At 66.1% G+C, this 17,010-nt stretch carries 16 protein-coding genes; 8 read left to right on the top strand and 8 right to left on the bottom strand.

The features are described from left to right. Positions 1–259: 259 nt before the first annotated feature. Positions 260–1,219 (bottom strand): replication initiation protein, encoded by a 960-nt coding sequence (locus Q3A80_RS19555; protein ID WP_446330552.1) that lies wholly within the window; start codon positions 1,217–1,219, stop codon positions 260–262. 187 nt (positions 1,220–1,406) lie between these two features. Here Q3A80_RS19555 and Q3A80_RS19550 point away from each other — a divergent pair, with 187 nt between their 5' ends. After that, entirely contained in the window at positions 1,407–2,654 is a 1,248-nt protein-coding gene (locus Q3A80_RS19550; RefSeq protein ID WP_446330551.1) for a hypothetical protein, read from the top strand. A gap of 304 nt (positions 2,655–2,958) precedes the next feature. Here Q3A80_RS19550 and Q3A80_RS19545 read toward each other — a convergent pair whose 3' ends face one another. Continuing rightward, on the bottom strand, positions 2,959–3,936 hold the full coding sequence (locus Q3A80_RS19545; protein ID WP_446330550.1) for a LysR family transcriptional regulator: 978 nt from the start codon (positions 3,934–3,936) through the stop codon (positions 2,959–2,961). A gap of 168 nt (positions 3,937–4,104) precedes the next feature. Then, positions 4,105–5,073, bottom strand: a complete 969-nt coding sequence (locus Q3A80_RS19540; protein WP_446330549.1) for a GlxA family transcriptional regulator — start codon at positions 5,071–5,073, stop codon at positions 4,105–4,107. A 114-nt stretch (positions 5,074–5,187) separates the two neighbouring features. Between Q3A80_RS19540 and Q3A80_RS19535 the strand changes: the two genes are divergently transcribed. Together Q3A80_RS19535 and Q3A80_RS19530 are read left to right on the top strand one after the other, a co-directional pair. Then, positions 5,188–5,871, top strand: coding sequence for a DJ-1/PfpI family protein (locus tag Q3A80_RS19535; RefSeq protein WP_446330548.1), 684 nt, complete (start codon positions 5,188–5,190; stop codon positions 5,869–5,871). A 95-nt stretch (positions 5,872–5,966) separates the two neighbouring features. Next, a complete protein-coding gene (locus Q3A80_RS19530) occupies positions 5,967–6,278 on the top strand; it encodes a cupin domain-containing protein (protein ID WP_446330547.1) in 312 nt (103 codons plus the stop codon). A gap of 44 nt (positions 6,279–6,322) precedes the next feature. Here the strand turns inward: Q3A80_RS19530 and Q3A80_RS19525 are convergent, their stop codons facing one another. Then, the gene (locus Q3A80_RS19525; protein ID WP_011657840.1) at positions 6,323–6,607 is read right to left on the bottom strand and encodes a PAAR domain-containing protein; all 285 of its coding nucleotides are present in this window, start codon (positions 6,605–6,607) and stop codon (positions 6,323–6,325) included. Between the two features lie 158 nt (positions 6,608–6,765). Continuing rightward, complete coding sequence (locus Q3A80_RS19520; RefSeq protein WP_446330546.1) at positions 6,766–7,158, bottom strand: MAPEG family protein; 393 nt, start codon at positions 7,156–7,158, stop codon at positions 6,766–6,768. Positions 7,159–7,560: 402 nt separating this feature from the next. On the opposite strand from Q3A80_RS19520, the gene Q3A80_RS19515 reads away from it, so the two are divergent. Beyond that, positions 7,561–10,668 (top strand): transglycosylase domain-containing protein, encoded by a 3,108-nt coding sequence (locus Q3A80_RS19515; RefSeq protein ID WP_446330545.1) that lies wholly within the window; start codon positions 7,561–7,563, stop codon positions 10,666–10,668. Between the two features lie 33 nt (positions 10,669–10,701). Here Q3A80_RS19515 and Q3A80_RS19510 read toward each other — a convergent pair whose 3' ends face one another. Beyond that, complete coding sequence (locus tag Q3A80_RS19510) at positions 10,702–11,049, bottom strand: GFA family protein (protein WP_446330544.1); 348 nt, start codon at positions 11,047–11,049, stop codon at positions 10,702–10,704. A gap of 165 nt (positions 11,050–11,214) precedes the next feature. Here Q3A80_RS19510 and Q3A80_RS19505 point away from each other — a divergent pair, with 165 nt between their 5' ends. Next, complete coding sequence (locus tag Q3A80_RS19505; protein WP_446330543.1) at positions 11,215–11,460, top strand: DUF1272 domain-containing protein; 246 nt, start codon at positions 11,215–11,217, stop codon at positions 11,458–11,460. A gap of 21 nt (positions 11,461–11,481) precedes the next feature. Here Q3A80_RS19505 and Q3A80_RS19500 read toward each other — a convergent pair whose 3' ends face one another. After that, positions 11,482–12,186, bottom strand: a complete 705-nt coding sequence (locus Q3A80_RS19500; RefSeq protein WP_446330668.1) for a FadR/GntR family transcriptional regulator — start codon at positions 12,184–12,186, stop codon at positions 11,482–11,484. Positions 12,187–12,320: 134 nt separating this feature from the next. Between Q3A80_RS19500 and dgoD the strand changes: the two genes are divergently transcribed. Continuing rightward, the gene (gene dgoD, locus Q3A80_RS19495; RefSeq protein WP_072443519.1) at positions 12,321–13,469 is read left to right on the top strand and encodes a galactonate dehydratase; all 1,149 of its coding nucleotides are present in this window, start codon (positions 12,321–12,323) and stop codon (positions 13,467–13,469) included. Positions 13,470–13,619: 150 nt separating this feature from the next. On the opposite strand, the gene Q3A80_RS19490 is transcribed toward dgoD, so the two are convergent. Continuing rightward, complete coding sequence (locus Q3A80_RS19490) at positions 13,620–14,552, bottom strand: CopD family protein (RefSeq protein WP_446330542.1); 933 nt, start codon at positions 14,550–14,552, stop codon at positions 13,620–13,622. Positions 14,553–14,929: 377 nt separating this feature from the next. Between Q3A80_RS19490 and Q3A80_RS19485 the strand changes: the two genes are divergently transcribed. Beyond that, positions 14,930–15,694, top strand: a complete 765-nt coding sequence (locus Q3A80_RS19485; RefSeq protein WP_059447825.1) for a c-type cytochrome — start codon at positions 14,930–14,932, stop codon at positions 15,692–15,694. A 19-nt stretch (positions 15,695–15,713) separates the two neighbouring features. Next, on the top strand, positions 15,714–17,010 hold a 1,297-nt coding region (locus Q3A80_RS19480), incomplete at its 3' end, for a c-type cytochrome (RefSeq protein WP_446330541.1).

Raw genomic sequence — 17,010 nt, 5'->3', positions numbered from 1 at the left:
ATACTGGAATGTATCGCCCTCGCAAACAGTTCGACAAGGTAAGGTCGGCCATCTTTGCTTGTGCTTTTCGTGTCATTGCCGGTGACGCCTTATCGATTTCGTTGTTGGGCCTATCGGCTACGGCGCATCATCTGGTTAGCGCATGATGTTTTCGGTTGTGGCACGCTATCGCGTCGGCAGCAATGTCGGCTAATTACCTGTTGTACGCCGTAGTGGTCTCGACACGGCAGCCTCCATCTCAGGAATGAGGCAGCGATCTCTACCGAATGATCTGGGAAAAGTATTTGCGCACGGTCTTGATGTTCATGCCCGTGTGGTCCACGATCTGGCGTACGCTGATCTGATCGCCGTGCTCGATACGCAGAGCGTTGAACGCGTCTTGCAGTGTTTGTAGCGATTTCTCGCGGCGAAGGGCATTGGTATAGGCCGCCCCCTGACGCATGCGTTCTTCGGACGATTCATCGGTGAACGTCAATATGCGTGGGCGCGAATGATGATGCTCATGGCGGCGACTCCATACCCGCTTGGCCGTCGATCTGGCTGTGGCCCTGACTTCAGCGAACCCGAGCGGCTGCGTGAATATGGCGTTAATTTCTTCGGCCTTCGCTTGCACGGTGGCATACCAGCGTTGTTCGTCAACATAGGCATGAACGGCTCCGTATGCCCAACGGAGCAGTGTGTCGAATAGCTGGTGGTTTCTGCCCTTGTAGATCTTATTGCTGGGAACAGCGATGTGAGTGCCTGGTAAATCGATCCACTCGAGGAAATCGCCGAGATGGTATCTCGCGGCCGGGTGCGTGATGACCTTCCAGCGAGGATGCAGCGGATTCTTGGTGATCGTGTGGTTGTACGCGGTGTCAGCGCCGAGTCGCCTTTCCATCTCGCGCTGAATCGCCCCGAAATAATCCTGCGGACCGCTGCGCGCGTTCTTCGTAAAAGCCACGGGTGTCACCAGACGGTACAGCATGTGGCAATGCGCGTTCTCGGGATTGATCGTGATGATCGTGGGCGGAGGCAGATGCGCATCCTCGAAGCGGAATGCCGAACCTGGCATGTCGAGGTCGAAGCTCAGATAGCTCCGATACATTGGATTGAGGCCGCAGTATGCGAACTGATCGACCTTCTCGCGCTTGCGGAATTTGGTGCCTTCAGAAAAATCGTTCGTGGTGACGACGGCTTCGTTGAGGTGAGTGTAAAAATCGTATCGTGCCTGCTCCATCCTTCTTGTTCGTTGTGACGGTACACAACAAACAAAATTTTTTGGGCGAAGTCAAGTCATCCCGAGCAATAAAACGCCATATCCAGCCGTCTACGCGGAGTAGACGGAGTTGTCGGTATAGCGGTCGGCTCGTAGCTGTCTTTCACTGATATGCTCGTCATCTCGTTTGCACGTCGGGTGAAACCAGATGGCCCTCTATGAAATCACCGGTGAAAGCCTTAAGCCAATTACCCGGAAAACCTTCACGTCGCTAGGGCTGCTAGAGCGAGCAAATATTCAACGCGCGGTCCGCACCCATATCGCAGCGATCACACCTGGCGTCAAGACAATGGTTCTCGCGGAAGAGTTCGGCGACTGGGTTGGAGCGAACAGGCGCATCGACTTACTATGCCTTGACGAGAATGCTCGTCTGGTCGTTGTTGAGCTGAAACGTGACGATTCTGCTCACATGGAATTACAAGCTTTACGGTATGCGGCGATGGTGTCGACCATGCGGTTTGACCAAGCAGTCGAGGCGCATCGAAAATATTTACTCTCCATAGGATCGACCGACGATCCAGAGCAGGCGATCCGCGAATTCCTTGACCATGAAGAAGGACCGGTAGCACTGTCTGAAACGGTGCGAATCGTTTTGGCCTCGTCCGAATTTCAACAGGAGCTAACGACGACCGTCCTGTGGCTCAACAAACAAGGTCTCGATATCCGGTGCGTACAGATGCGACCGCACCTCATCGAGGATCGCGTCTTACTGGATATCCACCAAGTAATTCCGCTACCGGAGGCAGCGCAATATCAAGTGGCCGTTCGTGAAAAGTCGATGGAGCAGGATGCGGCACGCGTATCCGACCGAGACACCACCCGCTACGACCTTTCAATAGGTGATGCCTCATTCAGTAGCTTGCCTAAGCGCCGCCTGATCTACGAGATCGTCGCGGAGGCACTTAGGCAGAGGGTACCGCTGACCGGAATTGCCGAAGCTGTGCCGTGGCGGGGAAATGTCTTCGCGACCGCAGATGGTCAACTCGACGAGGCGGCGCTCCAAACGGTATTGGGGACAAAACGATTGCGCTATTTCACCGCCGATGACGATCTGTTCCACGTAGACGGAAATACATACGCTCTCTCGAATCAGTGGGGCGCACGAACCCTCGAAGCAATAGAAAACATCCTCCGCCTCATGCCGAACAAGGAGCTGGTCAGCTACTCGCCAGCTACAGCGCTAACGGACGAAGTCGTTTATGGCGAGTACCTCATACGCCAATGTGAAAGTGGCGCCATTGAGGTTGAGCAGGACGGTACGCAGGTACAGCCGGTGAAGCCCGTCCTCCGGAAACTTGCCGAGCAGCTGGGTGTTCCGTTGCAGAATGCAAACGGCAACAACTTGAACACTAGACAGCTCGGGGTGCAGGTTATGAATGCGATTCGGTCGCAGTGACGGCTTGCCCGTTTTGGGCCAGCAATTATGTCCCCTTGCCCGTCAAGCAGTGGCGGTATGCGACACATGCAACACTAAATTTGGTGGCAAACGTGTTACGCTAGGTGACCCGATTTGACCGTGACACCTGCCAGCCCTCGGAACTGGCAGACCCTTGTAAACAGGGGCTTGGAGCGTTGTGGGGAGGTATATCCCTGATTCGCCACCAAATGCGAAAAGCCGCTGTTCCGAAAGGATCAGCGGCTTTTTTCATTGCTCCCGTCCGGCGCACGGATGTCGCGCGCCCCGCCCTTCATGCCACGCGCTACGCCGCGACCACCGCCCCGCGCTGCGCATCCGGCGCCTCCGCCCGCACCTTCCCGCGCCAGTTCTCACCGCCCTCCAGCGCCGGCGTCGACTCGAACAGCTCCGCGATCCAGTCCGCGAACACGCGTACCTTCTGCGACAGGTGCCGGTTGTGCGGATACACGATCGAGATCGGCTTGGGTTTCGGATTGCAATCGGGCAGCACCTCGACGAGCGAGCCGTCGCGCAGGTTCGACAGCACCATGAACAGCGTCGGCTGGATCATCCCGAATCCTTCGAGCCCGCACGTGACGTACGCATCCGAATCGTTGACGGTCACGGTGCCGTTCATCCGCACCTCGACCTGCTTGCCCTCGATCATGAATACCCACGGGACCGCACGTGCGCCATGGCTCGCGCGGAAATTCACCGCATGATGGTCGGCCAGGTCGGCAATCTCCTGCGGCTCGCCGTGGCGCGCGAGGTAGTCCGGCGACGCGCACGTCACGCGCTTGAGCATCCCGATCCGCCGCGCGACCATCGACGAATCCTCGAGCGGCCCGACCCGGATCATGCAGTCGATACCCTCCTCGACCGGATCCACGTAGCGGTCCGACAGACCGAGGTCGAGCGTGATGTCCGGATAGCGCTGCCGGAAGATCGACAGCGACGGCAACACCACGCGCCGCCCGAGCGAGCTCGGCATGTGCACGCGCAGCACGCCGCTCGGCTTGCGGTTGCCGGTCTGGAAGCTCGAATCGACTTCGGCGATCTCCGAGATGATCTTCATGCAATGCTCGTAGTACGCGGCGCCCTCCGGCGTCAGCGACAGCCGGCGCGTCGTGCGGTGCATCAGGCGCACGCCGAGCAGCGCCTCGAGATTCTGGATGATCGTCGTGACCGATGCGCGCGGCATCGCGAGCGTGTCGGCCGCGCGCGTAAAGCTGTTCGCGTCGACCACGCGGGTGAAAACTTCCATTGCCTGGATACGGTCCATGCTGCGCCCCCCTTCGAATCGCCAACAGGACAGAATAGAGCCCGCAGCGGGCGCGGCACAAGCCCCCGCCTATTGTTCTCCACTTCTGAATAGTCGCGGCGTTTCGGACTCGAAAGTGATGCGCTTTCGTGCAGTTTCGCGCGACGACGGCTCTGTCGCCAGTCGCCGCTATCGCACGAACCGCTCGCGATAGCCCTGCGGCGACACGCCGAGCACGCGCACGAAGCTGCGCCGCAGCGTTTCTTCGGAACCGAAGCCGCACCGCGTGGCGATCCGCTTGACGGGCCACGCGGTTTCGCCGAGCAAGCGCTGCGCGGCCTCCACACGAAACTGCTCGACCGCACGTGCAGGCGTGCGGCCCGTCTCCGCGCGATAGTGGCGCACGAAACTGCGCTCGCTCATGCTGACGCGCTCCGCGAGCGCGGGCACCGACAGGTCGGCGCTCAGGTGCTCGGCGATCCATGCATGCAATTCGCCGAAGCGATCGTCGCTGCGCTGCATCGACAGCATCGCGCTGAACTGCGCCTGGCCGCCCGGCCGTTTCAGGAACACGACGAGTTCGCGCGCGGCGTCGAGCGCGACCGCCCGCCCGAGATCCTCTTCGACGAGCGCGAGCGCGAGATCGATGCCGGCCGTGACGCCGGCCGACGTCCACAACGCACCTTCGCGGATGAAGATCGGATCGGGCTCGACCCGCACGTTCGGATAGCGCGCCGCGAATTCGCCGCAGCGCGCCCAGTGCGTGACCGCGCGCCGCCCGTCGAGCAGGCCGGCCTCGGCAAGCAGGAACGCACCGGTGCAGACCGAGGCGACACGTCGCGCGCGCTGCGCCTGCTGCCGCACCCAGCGCACCATCCGCGCGTCCTGCGACGCAGCGTGCACGCCCTTGCCGCCGGCGACGATCACCGTATCGGGCCGCCCGGCCGAACGCAGCGAATCGGCCATCACGACGAGACCGGACGACGTCTCGATCGGCCCGGCCTCGGCGGCCACGACGCGCGGCGCATACGGTGCGGGCCGACCGCGCTCCTGCGCGAGTTCGTTGACGGATGCGAACACCTGCAGCGGCCCGGTGACGTCGAGCAACTGCGCACGGGGAAACGCGAGGATCAGGATCGAGCGCGCAACGGCAGACATGGCGATTGGCAGAAATCGTGGGCGATATGGCAATTTCGCCAAACACTACGCGCCTAGAATCGAACTGTCCATCGTGCGCCGGCCACGGCGCCCCCTTCCCTTCGGAGCGTTCGCATGACCCTGCACATCGGCCTTCTCGTGTTTCCCGGCGTCCAGCAACTCGATCTCACCGGCCCGCACGACGTGCTCGCATCGCTGCCCGACGCGGCGGTCCATCTGGTCTGGAAATCGCGCGACACCGTCGCGTCGAGCAGCGGCCTCGCGCTCGCGCCGACCTGCACGTTCGACGACTGCCCGCCGCTCGACGTGATCTGCGTGCCCGGCGGAATCGGGATCAACGACCTGCTGCTCGATGCCGACACGATCGCGTTCGTGCAGCAGCGTGCGGCCAGCGCGCGCTACGTGACGTCGGTCTGCACGGGCGCGCTGCTGCTCGGCGTGGCTGGGCTGCTGCGCGGTCGCCGCGCGACCACGCACTGGGCGTTTCATTCGCTGCTCGAACCGCTCGGTGCGGTACCGGTGCGCGAACGCGTGGTACGCGACGGCAACCTGCTCACCGGCGGCGGCGTGACGGCCGGCATCGACTTCGCATTGACGATCGCCGCCGAGCTCGCCGGCGACGAAGAGGCGCAGGCGATTCAGCTGCAGCTCGAATACGCGCCCGCGCCGCCGTTCGATGCAGGCTCGCCGGATACCGCGCCGGCGTCGGTCCTCGAGCGCGTGACCGAACGCTCCGCGGCGGGGCTGGAGAAACGCCGGCAGACGATCGACGCAGCGTTGCGCGCGATATCGCGCTGATTCGCGCACACGACAACCGGCGGGCGCGCACGCGGAAAGCAAGACCGCGCCGGCCGCCTTCCATCGCCATCGCATTCGCAGTCACGAACCCATCGATGAACATCATCCGCAGTACGGCATTCACCGCGCAGCGCCCGTGGGGCGCGCTGGACATCGCGAACCTGAACGGCATCACGGTCCGCCTGCACTGGACCGATCAGCCGTACCGCTGGCACGTGAACGACGGGGAGGAAGTATTCGCGGTGCTCGACGGCCGCGTCGAGATGCGCTACCGGGAAGCGGGCATCGAGCACGCGACGGTGCTCGAAACGGGTGACGTGTTCCATGCGACGATCGGCACCGAACACGTCGCGCATCCGCTCGGCGAAGCGCGCATCCTCGTGATCGAGACCGAAGGCAGCGTCTGACGGTCGACACCCCGCCGCGTGCGGTGCCGGGATTCGACGGGACGTCAGCCCGAGATGGTGCCCGTGCCCTGCGACGGGATCAGTTTCGGCTGCGGCGTGCACAGACACTGGCACAGGTCGTGTTCGAGCGCGACGACCTTGCCCATCACGGTCATCGTCCGCTCGCCGCCGTCGGACACGATCACGCCCTGCGTCTTGCATGCGGCGCAGAACACCGGCGCGCCGAGATAGGCGAGTTCGCGGCCGTCGAACGACGAATTGGCGATCCCGTCGAGCACGACGCCGCCATGGTCGGTCGTGTCGCCCTTCAGAATGAATTTGCGGCTCATGGTTCGGCTTTCCCTCGGAAACGCCGCGCAGCACGGCGTCGAGGCCGTGCGCGGGCAGTCGGTATCCGCCCGTCGGTCGCGGGCGTTTCGCGAGGATATCACCGCACGGTCGGCAGATCGCCGAATGCACGCGGTTCGACGCGATGGCCGCGCGGCGATCAGAACAACAGCGCGACACATAGCCCGGCGCCGCACAGGTAAGTACCGATCGCGCCGACGAAGCGCGCGGGATTCGGCCTCGCCATCGTCGGCCACGCGAGCAATCCGATCACAAGCAGACACCGGCACGCGGTTGCCGCGACGATCAGCGACAAGACGGCGCGCGACGGATCGTGTGCGCCGAAATAGAGAAACAGCACGGCGAGAAACGGCACGTATTCGGCCGTGTTGCCGTGCGCGCGCACGACCTTGTACAGCCCGTTGTCTGGCTCGGGCGTGCACCCGCAACCGGTGGTGTGCCGAAAGCGCGCAACCGATACGAACAGCCCGAGCCCGAACAGCAGCACGCCCAGGATCGCCGTGCAGACGAGCGCGACGGGATGGATCGACATGGCGCCCCCGGAGGCCAACGCGGCAGTCGCCGCACAACCGGTGATCGTACCTGCGAGCGGCGAGGGCCGGACCATCTCGGAAACCCGTAGCGACGTCACGCGCGGTCGCGAATTCGCGAAGACACTTTGGCCCTATTTGTGCAATACCGCGACGCGCGAAGCCGGTGCGTTCGCATGGCCGCCTGCTGTCGCCCGTGTCGTCGAGACGTCCGCGCGACACGCGCAACGTTGGAGCGCACGGGCATGCACAGTCGGAGTGCAACGCCGACTGCCGCAGTCGCGGGCACGCTCGTTGCGCCGACGCATCTCAGTAGTCGACCGCCCTTGGCAGCCCGCTGCGGAGGACTACACTAATCCTTAATGAGGTGCGGCCGGAGCCCGCGCCTTCAGGGAGACGCCGCCATGAATCGGCCGCTGAATCGCATCCTGCCGCGCGTGACCGGGACTGCATCGGTCTGGACGTGGATCAAGTGGTCCTTGCTGGCCGCGCTGGTGATCGCGATCGCGATCCTCGCGCGGCTCGTGATGACCGAGATCGAGACGTCGCGCCTGCAGGCGCACTATCTGTCCGAGCTCACCCGCGACGTCGGCTACACGGTCGAAACGGGTGCGAGCGATCACATCCGTTTCCCCGCGAACGGGCCGTACGATCAGCGCCTCGGCTATTCGATGATTCCCGCGTTCCAGCAGCGTCTGCTCGCGCGCGGCTTCGTCGTCGGCAAGCAGGCGCGCGATTCCGACCGGATGCTCGCGCTCGCCGACCACGGCCTGTTCCTGCCTTACGAAGAGAAAGACCAGACCGGGCTGATGCTGTTCGACTCGACCGGCTCGCCGCTGTTCGCGACCGTGTTCCCGCAGCGCGTCTACGCCGATTTCGACACGGTGCCGCGCGTGGTCGCCGATTCGCTGATGTTCATCGAGGATCGCTACCTGCTCGACCCGAACCAGCCGAACCGCAACCCGGCGATCGACTGGGGCCGCTTCAGCCGCGCGCTCGCCGACCAGGCGATGCACGTCGTCAACCATCACCAGGCGCGCCCGGGCGGCAGCACGCTCGCGACGCAGATCGAGAAATTCCGCCACTCGCCCGACGGCCGCACCGCGACGCCGCCGGAGAAGCTGCGGCAGATCGCGTCCGCGTCGGTGCTTGCGTACCTGAACGGCCCGCAGACGATGCTCGCGCGGCGCGCCATCCTGGTGCGCTACCTGAACTCGGTGCCGCTCGCCGCGCGGCCGCACGTCGGCGAAGTCACCGGCCTCGGCGACGGCCTCGCCGCGTGGTACGGCCGCGACTTCAACGACGTGAACCGCATCCTGTCCGCGCCGACGACCGGCGACAACGTCGACGAGCAAGGCAAGGCGTTCCGCGAGGTGCTGTCGCTGATCATCGCGCAGCGCGCGCCGTCTTACTTCCTGAATCGCGGCTATCCGGCGCTGCAGAAGCTGACCGACAGCTACCTGCGGCTGCTGTCGAACGGCGGCGTGATCTCGCCCGCGCTGCGCGACGCCGCGCTCGCCGCGCAGATCGAACGCAGCGCACCGCCGCCCGCCCCGCGCGTGCAGTCGTTCGTGTCGCGCAAGGCCGTGTCGTCCGCACGCGCATCGCTGCTGGCGGCACTCGGCATCAGCGACCTGTACCAGCTCGATCAGCTCGACCTCGAAGCCACCAGCACGCTCGACAACGGCGTGCAGCAGGCGGTTGCCGAGCGGCTCGCGCTGGCGTCGACCCGCGACGGCGCGCAGGCGGCCGGCCTGTACGGCTTCGAGATGCTCGCGCCGAAGGACGACCCGTCGCACCTCACGTACAGCTTCACGCTGTACGAGCACCGCAACGGCGCGAACCTGCTGCGCGTGCAGACCGACAGCGTGAACCAGCCGTTCGACGTGAACCGCGGCGGCCGCATCAACCTCGGCTCCACCGCGAAGCTGCGCACGCTGATCACGTACCTGCAGATCGTGTCCGACCTGCACGCGCGCTACGGCGGCCTGTCGAACGCGCAGCTCGCGAAGCTGAAGCCCGATCCGATCGACGGGCTGTCGCGCTGGGCGCTCGACTACCTGTCGCACACGCGCGACCGCTCGCTGCAGGCGATGCTCGACGCGTCGGTCGAGCGCAAGTACTCGGCGAGCCCCGACGTGTTTTACACGGGCGGCGGCGCGCAGGTGTTCTCGAACTTCGAGAAGTCGGACAACGGCCGCATCCTGACGCTGCACACCGCGTTCGAGCATTCGGTGAACCTCGTGTTCGTGCGGCTGATGCGCGACATCGTCCATTACGAGATGCTGAAGGCGGCCGGCCCGTCGTCGTCCTGGCTCGGCGATCCGGAACAGCGCAAGCACTACCTCGCGCAGTTCGTCGACGGCGAAAGCAAGGTGTACGTGAAGCGCTATTACACGCGCTATGCAGGCAAGGCGCCCGACGACGCGCTCGCGCTGATGCTGCAGGACGTGCGCAAATCGCCGCCGAAGATCGCGACGGTGCTGCGCAGCGTCGCACCGAACGAGTCGCTCGCGTGGTTCAGCGCGCAGATGCGCGCGCAACTGAAGGGCACGCCGGCCGCGACGCTGTCGGACGACGATCTCGCCGCGCTGTATGCGAAGTACGCGATCGACCGCTTCAACCTGAACGACCGCGGCTATATCGCGAGCGTCCATCCGCTCGCGCTGTGGACGCTCAACTACCTGCGCGCGCACCCGAACGCGTCGCTCGCCGACGTCCAGCGCGACAGCCACGACGCGCGCTTCTACACGTACTCGTGGCTGTACAAGACGCGCTATCACGCGACGCAGGACCGCCGCATCCGCCGGATGGTCGAGCTGCGCGCGTACGGCGAAATCACGAAGGCGTGGCGCGCGCTCGGCTACCCGTTCGCCGAAGTCACGCCGTCGTACGCGGCCGCGATCGGCGCATCGGGCGACCAGCCCGACGCGCTCGCGAAGCTGATCGGCCTGATCGCGAACGGCGGCCAGAAGGCGCCGACCGAGACGATCACGCGGCTCGACTTCGCGAAGGGCACGCCGTACGAAACGCGCTTCGTGCGCGCGGCCGCGCAGCCGCAGCCGACGCTGTCGCCGGAAATCGTCAACGTCGCACGCACGCTGCTGCGCGACGTCGTGCTGAACGGCACCGCGCGGCGCCTCGCGGGCGGCTTCACGCTGCCCGACGGCAAGACGCTCCCGGTGTACGGCAAGACCGGGACGGGCGACCAGCGCTTCAACGTGTACGCACGCGGCGCACGGCTGATCGAGTCGCGCAAGGTCAACCGCAGCGGCACGTTCGTGTTCGTGCTCGGCGACCGCTTCTTCGGCGTGCTGACGGCGACCGCGCACGAGCCGTACGCGGCGCGCTACGACTTCACGAGCGCGATGGCCGTGCAGTTGCTGAAGTCGATGGCACCGGCGCTCGCGCCGCTGATCGAGCGGCCGGCCACGGCCGGCACGCGCACCGCGGGCCCCGCGCCGCAGGCCGAAACGCCGGCGCCGCAGGCCGCGCCGGCCGAACCGTCGTGACGGCAGCCCGGACGCCGGGCGACGGCGCGCCGCTCAGAGCGAACGGCCGTCGAAGTGCGTGACGGGCAGCGCATCGATATCGACATCTTCGAGACAGCGCACGTTGATCGCGGCCATCTCGGTACCGTTCGGATGCGCGCCTTCGCCGAACGTGTGAATCCCGCAGCGCTTGCAGAAGCGATGCCTGATCACGTGCTTGTTGAACAGGTAGGTGGCAAGGTTGTCGTCGGACGTGACGAGCGTCATGTGATCGCGCGGCACGAACCACATCAGCGCGCCCTTGCGCCGGCAGATCGAGCAGTTGCAGGCCATCACGCCCTGCAGATCGCCTTGCGCCTCGAACTTCACGTCACCGCAGTGACAGCTTCCGCGATAGAGCATGGTCGTCTCCCGAGGGCGGCCCGAGCGCTCGGCGGCGTCCCGGCGGGACACCGTTGGCCGGGCCGGCTCAAGCGCGTACAGTAGCGCGCACGCGTGCCGCCCGCAATGTCCGGCGGTGCGCATCCCGACCGCTCCCCGACCGTTCCGACTGCAAGGAAGACCGTGATGCTCGAACTGCGCCCCGGCTGCGAATGCTGCGACAAGGATCTGCCGCCCGATTCGGCGGACGCGCGCATTTGTACATTCGAATGTACCTTTTGCGCGAACTGCGCCGACGACGTCCTCAAGGGCCGCTGCCCGAATTGCGGCGGCGATCTGGTCGTGCGCCCGCGCCGGCCCGCGAGCCTGCTTGCGAAGTATCCGGCGTCGACGCAGCGCGTGCTGAAGCCGGGCGGATGCCCGACCCACTGACCGCCCTGCGCGCGCCGCCGCTCACGACTGCTCGATCCGCGCCCGCGTGACCGCGAGCAGCGACGCCATCGCGCGGCGCGCGCCGTCCTCGTCGCGCACGCGGATCGCGTCGCTGACGGCCGTATGCTCGGCAAGCGACGCGTTGAACACGTGCGCGCGCCGCGCATTCAGATGCAGCTGCGCCTCGAGCGTGCGGTCGATCAGCGCGCCGAGCGGCACCAGCAGCTCGTTGCCGCCGGCCTCCAGCACGCTCAGGTGAAAGCGCAGGTCCGCGCGCACCCATTCGTCGACGTTGCGCGCGGCGGCCATCGCGCGCACCGCGTCCTCGATCGCGTCGAACGCGCCCGGCGCGTGCGCACGCGCGGCGAGCGCGGCCGCATGCGGCTCGATCATCTCGCGCATCTCCTGCAGCTTCAGCGCGAACGCGAGCGGCGGCGCGACGCGCGCGTACCAGTCGAGCAGGTCGGCATCGAGCAGGTTCCACGCGCGGCGCGGCCGCACGCGCGTGCCGACCTTCGGCCGCGATTCGACCAGCCCCTTCGACGTCAGCGTGCGCAGCGCCTCGCGCAGCACCGTGCGGCTCACGCCGAACATCTCCATCAGGTCCGGCTCCCGCGGCAGCAGCGTCTCGGGCGGATAGTCGCCGCGCAGGATCGCCGTCGCCAGCCGGAAGGCCGTCTGTCCATGCAGGTCGCGTTGAATGATCGTTCTCCGGTGGCCGGGCAGCTTGCGGGTGCCCACTATCTGCACAATAGTGCTATTAATACTATTTTTTAACGCGCTACGCTAGGATATCCGTCACGTACTCGACCGGCGCCGCATCCGCACGCGAGCGCCGGTCCACCCTGGAGACTCGCGACATGAAAATCACCCGCCTCGAAACTTTCGTCGTCCCGCCGCGCTGGCTGTTCCTCAAGATCGAAACCGACGAAGGGATCGTCGGCTGGGGGGAGCCGATCGTCGAAGGCCGCGCGCACACGGTCGAGGCCGCGGTGCAGGAACTTGCCGACTACCTGGTCGGCCGCGACCCGCTGCTGATCGAGGATCACTGGCAGGTGATGTACCGCGCCGGCTTCTACCGCGGCGGCCCGATCATGATGAGCGCGATCGCGGGCGTCGACCAGGCGTTGTGGGACATCAAGGGCAAGCATCACGGCGTGCCCGTGCACGCGCTGCTCGGCGGCCAGGTGCGCGACCGCATCAAGGTGTATTCGTGGATCGGCGGCGACCGGCCGAGCGACGTCGCGAACAACGCGCGCGCGGTGGTCGAGCGCGGCTTCAAGGCCGTGAAGATGAACGGTTCCGAGGAGCTGCAGATCGTCGACACCTACGACAAGGTCGAGCAGGTGATCGCGAACGTCGCGGCGGTGCGCGACGCGGTCGGCCCGCACGTCGGAATCGGCGTCGACTTCCACGGCCGCGTGCACAAGCCGATGGCGAAGGTGCTCGCGAAGGAGCTCGATCCGTACAAGCTGATGTTCATCGAGGAACCGGTGCTGTCGGAGAACGCCGAGGCGCTGCGCGACATCGTCAACCAGACCAACACGCCGATCGCGCTCGGCGAGCGGCTCTACTCGCGCTGGGACTTCAAGCACATCCTCGCGGGCGGCTACGTCGACATCATCCAGCCCGATGCGTCGCATGCCGGCGGCATCACCGAGTGCCGCAAGATCGCGACGCTCGCGGAAAGCTACGACGTCGCGCTCGCACTGCATTGTCCGCTCGGGCCCATCGCGCTGGCCGCGTGCCTCCAGCTCGATGCGGTCAGCTACAACGCGTTCATCCAGGAACAGAGCCTCGGCATCCACTACAACCAGGGCAACGACCTGCTCGACTATCTGCGCAACCCCGAGGTGTTCCGCTACGAGGACGGCTTCGTCGCGATTCCGCAGGGCCCGGGGCTCGGCATCGACGTGAACGAGGAGAAGGTGCGCGAGATGGCGAAGACCGGCCACCGCTGGCGCAACCCGGTGTGGCGCCATGCGGACGGCAGCGTCGCCGAATGGTGATGAACGTCCGGGATGAAAACGATGCGTTGCGCGGCACGCGCGCCGCGCAACGCGTTCGACACGGCCGCCCTGACAAGGCGGCCGTTTTTGCATCCGCGCCACGCAGGCGGTGCCTGCCGGCGCCCCGCCTTGCGCTGCGCGGTCCGGCCGTCAGCCGAGCGCCGCGAACCCCGGCACGCTGAACGACAGCACGGCTGCCGCGACGAACACGCCGATCATCGTCAGCGCCTCGAGATGCAGGATGTTGCGGAACGTATGCGCGTCCTCGGTCGACGCGGTGCGGCGCAGACGCGGCAGCGCGGCGAAGCGGTTCAGCGCGCCGAGCACGAGCGCGAGCGCGACGAGCAGCAGCTTGAGCAACAGCACGCGCCCCCACGTGCTGCCGTCGAGCGGCGCGAGCGAGCCGCCGAGCCCGCGCAGCGCGTTCAGCACGCCGGTGCCGAGCACGAACACGACCGCGATCGCCGACGTGCGCGACAGCTGCTGGCCGATCCGGATCAGCGCGCCGCGCGCGACCGACGAGCCGAGCACCGGCAGCACCGCGAGCCCGCCCGCGAGCACGAGGCCGCCCCACACCGCGGTGGCGAGCAGGTGCAGCGTCTGCACGCCGACCGCCGCGGACAGCGGGCCCGTGTCGGCCGCATGGCCGAGCGACGCCTTGCCGGCCGCGATCGCGATCACCGCGAGCCACAGCACCGCGTGCGCAACCGGGCCGTCGGGCTTCGCGAGCGCGACGAGCGCGAGCACGACGGCGCCCGCGAACGTCACGCTCCACGCGAAGCCCGTGTGGGTCTGCATCAGCACCGTCGGCATCGCGGCGAACGCGCCGCCGAGCCCCGCGCCGCTCATCGATGCGGCTTCGTACAGCAGCCAGCCGAGATCCGCGAGCACGAGCGCGAGCGCCGCCGCGACGAGCGAATGTTGCGCGCGCAGCCATGCGGGATGCGCCGGCGCGACGACCGGTCGCGCACCGTCCTTGCCGAGCCACGCCTTGAGCAGCGCCGAGCCGACCGCCATCGCGAACGTCGCATCCATCAACGCCGCGAGCGCGACCTGTCCGACCCACAAGCTGTCGATCCTCATCGTGCGCACCCTCCGGCGAACGGCCGGCCAGCGGCGCGGCGGCAAGTGAAAGGACAGCGGGAAGACGGCAACGGCACGGTAGAAAACGTCATCGATGAATCCGGAAACGGGGGAAATGACTGGATCAGCGGCGGAGGCGGCGCCGCGCGACCCGCGAGTGTACGGTCTTCGATGGTCAAAGCGCACGCCGGTTCACACGACTGCGACACGCAGCGCGTCAAATTGTCGCAAGTCGCAAACAGACAGGAACCGATGTCCTTTAGCCAAATAGCCGTCATTACCCATCGATGATAGAATGCCGCGTCGCAGCAGCCCGGCTGTCCTGCCGTCCATGCGCCGAGCCGATCGTAGCCCGGACAGGTCCCCGACGAATAAACATGGAGTCTCGTGTGTCTTCAAGACGCCTCTTCCGTCCGCTGCTCGCCGTTCTGTTGATCGGCGGAGCGGGCCTTATGAGCGCTGCCCAAGCGCAGACCAAGCCCACGGAGCAAGCGCACGCCCAGCAGGCGCCGCTCAAGGCACCCGATACGATGGCCGAGCGCGTGCGCGGCTGTACCGCATGCCACGGCGTCCACGGCCAGGGCACGGACAACGACTATTTCCCGCGGCTTGCCGGCAAGCCGGCCGAGTACCTGTACAACCAGCTCGTCAACTTCCGTGACGGCCGGCGCAAGTACCCGCCGATGAACTACCTGCTGACGTACCTGAACGACGACTACCTGAAGGAAATCGCCGAACACTTCTCGGCCGAGCGTCCGCCGTACCCGACGCCGGCGAAGCCGACGCTGCCGGCCGCGACGCTCGCGCGCGGCAAGCAGCTCGTCACGCAAGGCGATCCGTCGCGCAAGCTGCCGGCCTGCGTGGCCTGCCACGGCGCAGGTCTGACCGGCATGCAGCCGGCGATCCCGGGCCTCGTCGGCCTGCACGCCGATTACCTGAGCGCGCAGCTCGGCGCATGGCGCTCGGGCAACCGTCACGCGAAGGCACCGGATTGCATGCACGAGATCGCGTCGAAGCTGTCGGATGAAGACGTGACGGCCGTGACCGCATGGCTCGCCGCGCAACCGGCGCCCGCCAACCCCGTGCCGGCACCGGCGCGTTCGATGAAGACTCCGCTCGCCTGCGGCAGCGAACCGCAATAAGGCAAGGGAGACAGACACAATGAAACGCAAGTCCCTGTTTGCACTCTCGGCCGTCGCGATCGTCGCGGCTGCCGCCCTCGTGCCGGTCCTGTGGCCGGGCAACGACACGCTGCACGGCGCATCCGCCGTCGCGGCCACGCCGGCCGACCAGGCCGCGCTGATCAAGAAGGGCGAATACCTCGCGCGCGTCGGCGACTGTATCGCGTGCCACACGGTGCGCGGCGGCAAGTCGTTCGCGGGCGGCCTGCCGATGGCGACGCCGTTCGGCACGATGTACACGCCGAACATCACGCCGGACGACAAGGACGGCATCGGCAAGTGGACGTCGGACGACTTCTACCGCGCGATGCACACCGGCCGTTCGAAGGACGGCAGCCTGCTGTACCCGGGCTTCCCGTTCGCGAGCTACACGAAGGTCACGCGCGCCGATTCGGACGCGATCTACGCATACCTGCGTTCGGTCCCGCCGGTTTCGGTGCCGAGCCGTCCGCACGAACTGAAGTTCCCGTTCAACAACCGGAACCTGCTGATCGGCTGGCGCACGCTGTTCTTCAAAGAAGGCGAGTACAAGCCGGATCCGACCAAGTCGGTCGAATGGAACCGCGGTGCCTACCTCGTCGAAGGTCTCGGCCACTGCTCGATGTGCCACACGTCGATCAACATGATGGGCGGCCCGGTGAATTCGGCAGCCTTCGCGGGCGGCCTGATCCCGCTGCAGAACTGGTATGCGCCGTCGCTGACGAACGACAAGGAACTCGGCCTCGGCGACTGGCACGTGCAGGAGCTGTCCGACCTGCTGCAAGCCGGCGTGTCGAACAAGGGCGCGGTGTTCGGCCCGATGGCCGACGTCGTGCACAACAGCCTGCAGTACATGAACGACGAAGATACGCGCGCGATGTCGACGTACCTGAAGTCGATCCCGCAGAAGGCTGAAGCGCCGAAGAACATGCAGTACGAGCCGTCGAAGCAGTTCGGCAACGCGCTGTTCGACCAGGGCAAGAAGATCTACGCGGACAACTGCGCGACCTGCCACGCCGAAACCGGCGCGGGCAAGCCGCCGGCGTATCCGCCGCTCGCGGGCAACCATTCGATCGTGATGGAATCGGCGGTCAACCCGATCCGCATGGTGCTGAATGGCGGCTATCCGCCGAGCACGTTCAAGAATCCGCGTCCGTACGGGATGCCGCCGTTCGCGCAGTCGCTGTCGAACCAGGAAGTCGCGGCGGTCGTCACGTATATCCGGATGTCGTGGGGCAACAACGGTACGCCGATCTCGCCGCAACAGGTGAGCGACCTGCGTTCCGCGCCGCTTGACT

This window comes from Burkholderia sp. SR8, from assembly GCF_052851275.1.
Note: the sequence above shows the minus strand (reverse complement) of the source record. Positions and strands in the feature narration are given on the sequence as shown.